This window comes from Flavobacterium araucananum, assembly GCF_002222055.1.
Taxonomy (GTDB): Bacteria; Bacteroidota; Bacteroidia; order Flavobacteriales; family Flavobacteriaceae; genus Flavobacterium; species Flavobacterium araucananum.
On the sequence record NZ_MUGS01000120.1, the window covers coordinates 1 to 3,885 of the forward strand.

A 3,885-nucleotide genomic window follows, 5' to 3' on the forward strand; every position below is an offset into this window, starting at 1 on the left:
GTATTTTTTCATACAGTTTGTTGTTTAATTTTTTTAACAATTCAGGATTAATTGACTGTAAATGATACTACTTGAACTTCACTAATAAAATTTAACTTCACCTCAAAAATCTTTGTAGTTTGTCCTTCTTCGAAATTAATTACTACTGTTTTGTTAGCCCACGTATTTACTGTTGGATAATCATATTTAATCTTGACAGAAATACTGCGTGCCGGATGATTCGCTGAGGATGCAGTAAGAACAATCCATGCTTTTTTTAATTCGGCTTCATAGTCATTAATGGTGGCAGTGTAAGTAACATAAGAACAAGTTCCATAAGCATTTGCATTATTCTGACCGTCTGTATTAAATTTAATCATACCACTTGCATCTGCATCTGTCTGAGAAATAGTTGAAACAACCGCACCTGCAGCTTGACTATAACTCAAACTTGAGCCAGCCCCACCAGAAGTACAATTATTCTTTATAAACGAGCCACTTCTGGCAATACTATAAAAAGTACACTTTCCATTGGAATTAGCATATGCCTGTCCATTATTATTAATTTGTACTTGAGCCTGAGAATCTGCTGCTGCCTGAGAAGTTGTTGAACTATATAATCCTGCCGAAACATTATATGTAATGGTTTCCGGGCTGCCTCCGACTGCACAATTATTTCTTGTAAATACACCGCTTTGGGCTGTATTCCAAAAAGTGCATTTTACTGAAGAAGTATTATTTGCATAGAGCTGACCATCTATATTAAATTTTATAAGTCCATCAGAATCAGCTTGCAATTGAGAAATACCTGAAATAACAGCACCAGCCGGTTGGTTATAAATTACACTAGCTCCTGTACCTCCTGATGAGCAATTACTTTTTGTAAAGGAACCACTTCTGGCTATGCTTTTATATAAAACTATACTTGTCGAACTGTTATCACTACAATCAATCTGCTGTCCTTTATAATTATAGCAATATTTTTGAAGCACATTAAGGTATTTATCTTTAATAAATTTTAATCTATTTACAGAATCATACTCATAATAAGAAGATACTCCCTTGGTATCCGTTACACTGGTAACTCCAACAAGAGGATTATAGGTGTAAGTAGTAATCATATATTCAGGAAAGCTCCCTCTAAAGGCATTTAATTTATCTCTTAAAATTTGTTCGTTACAGTCATTTGACATACAATTATCATCATCTGCATTAGATAAATTTTGCAGGTTATCAACATAGTTGAAAATTTGATCATAAGTAGCGTTTTCTATTTTTGCAATTGGCTGTGTTTTGTTATATCCCCAAATAATAGATATTGGTACTCCGCTCTCCAACGTATACTGAACGATGTTGCCCTTATTGTCGTATTTATCGTAAGTGATCTTTTTGTCTTTTATCTTATTTATCTCATCAATTCCTTTATTTGCATAAACATATTTAGGTACTAAAAAATTAGAAGTTGAGACATTGTAATCATATTCAGTTTTTTGATCTGATAGTTTTTCTCCGTTGTAATTTTGTGTAACCAAAGGAGTTCCAATTATATTGCCAGAGATCAACTCATTGCGAAAAGGTTCATTCGACATATCAATATCTGTTGGATAAAAATACCTTGTCTCTAAGGCTTCTTTTCCAGAACTCGTTGTGATTTGGCTCTTTAAAAATCCTGTATTTAAATTATAATTATATGAATTCGCCTGAACTAAAGAATCTCCATGATAATAATTAGTACTTTCCTCTTTCTCCAGTATATAATTCTTCGCTTCATGTCTAAATTGATTTACCATAAAGTTGCTTAATGGTCTGGGATAAGACAATCCACATCCACTTCCTGAAGATCCTCCACTTCCGCTAGCCTGCCCTCTACTCTCGTAAATAGCTTTACATTGAAAAGAATAAACAAATTTAGACACATCTGGTTTAGCCTGATTTAAATAATAGTTTTTTTGTTTTACGGCTTTTGCTCCCAATTCATCTTTAACCAATTTGGTATCTAACAATCCAATTGAAAAGTATGATTCCTCATCTTGTAGAGAATTTGAGACTTGTTTACCATAATAGGAAAATATGGTTTTACCGTTACTTACTACCTGACTATTTTCATTTTTACCGTAATCAGTTTTTTCAACTGTTTTATATAATACAGGACTTCCTTTATAATTAGATAGTGGATAAATACTTGTGAAATTAAAATAAGATTGTTTAGTATACGTACCCTGGCTACAACCTGTATTATTCTGAATACTATAACCGGAATAAAATTCCGGTTTTTGAAGCATTAATCCTGTACTTTTACCATTTTGAGAATAATTATAAACAGTAGTGATACACTCTCCGTTAAAATCACAGTTTTTAATTTGTTTAACTCTTAAACCTCCAACAATCTGATTAAAAAATTCTACTGTTTTATTAAGGGTGACACTTAACTCTGCTTTTATTCCCCTCATTGAAACAGCCTCTATTTTATATGTTCCAGGTTTAAATATTTTTATTTTTTTTTCTATATTATAGTCCCCATCTGTAAAAACATTTTTAGAAGGGTTCCAATATCCAAAATTCGTCCATGTTTGACTAGCTGTTAAGGCAATTTGGTCATTTTCATATATATTTACACTAGCATTGCGCAGATCATTAACTGATGTTATATCTTTATAATTTACAAAGCGATATTTAGCTATCAACTCAGTAGGTACATCAGTAACATCAAAGATTAAAGATGCTTTAGATCCTTCGTCTTCATTAGAATTAGGCTCAGTAACTACAGTAATTGGCTTAGAAATTGTAAGACCATCAGAATCATAAGGAAAATTAAAATTGCTTCCTCCCATATAAACTGTGTTTGGTTCATATTCTATCAAAGAATACCCCTTTGTCTGATAAGTAATTCTGGTTAATGAGCCAATCTTTGTACTTTCAAAATCCGGTTTAAGTTTTGGGTTATTGTATGAATCAATAATTCCATTAGCACTAACCATCGTGCCATTTTTATTATAGTACCCCCAAAGATCTTTTTGAACGCGATCATAATTACTTTCTAGTACCGGATAAGGAAGACTCATATCGTATTCCATCTCATTGATAACACTACCATTGTACTTTACATTCAATAAATTAGTTCTTCGTCCAACCCATCCTGAATAAGCAAAATCATAACTTTTAACTGATTTAGAAAACTGATCTTTTACACTTAAATTACTAATAACTGCAATAGCCTGCTCTGCTGGATTACTATTATATTGTAAGTCGATAGTACCACTATTTGTTATTATTTTATCTAGTTTAAATGTATTTAAAATTGTAGTGGTGGTATTATTTCTTAAGATGAAATTATTATTTGGGTTTCCAGATTCATTAGTAGTTTTTATCAAGCTTTGACTAAAATTTGTATCATTATATGGAGCTGAACTACTATACTTAAATAAAATTTTATTTGATGTATAAGGAAAATTAATCTCTGTTATTAAATAAGAGGAGACATATGAATACTGATCGTTTTCAGTTACTTTGTCTGCCCCTTGCAACAAATTAAAAATATAGTTAATTCCCTGATTGTCTGTCAGTGTAAAACCAATTGCAGAATTACCTGAAAGTTTATAATTTTCATTCTTTAAAAAAATAGGATTGTTGTCTTTATCCAAATAAAAACTACAGCTAATATTACCAATATTAACTGAATACTTATCAGGTTCTCCATCAAAAATTCCATTAGATAAATTCTCTAAAAAATGAGAAATTACAGTTTTCCCTGTTGCAGTAGACTGATCATTATAAGGAGGTAATTTATTAATATAATTATATATCAATTGTTTGTCACTTTCATGCCCCTCATCATTTAGACCGTTTATTGAATGCAAAATAGAACCTCCTATGCTAAATGTCCAGCCTACTCCGGCATAGCCAGCG

1 protein-coding gene is annotated in these 3,885 nt (G+C 31.5%); it reads right to left on the minus strand.

Features of this window, described 5'->3' with window-relative positions:
- Positions 1-47 precede the first annotated feature (47 nt).
- Positions 48-3,836 carry a DUF5977 domain-containing protein gene (locus B0A64_RS25355; RefSeq protein ID WP_208863571.1) on the minus strand — a complete coding sequence of 1,263 codons (3,789 nt, stop codon included), beginning with the start codon at positions 3,834-3,836 and terminating at the stop codon, positions 48-50.
- Between the last annotated feature and the right edge of the window lie 49 nt (positions 3,837-3,885).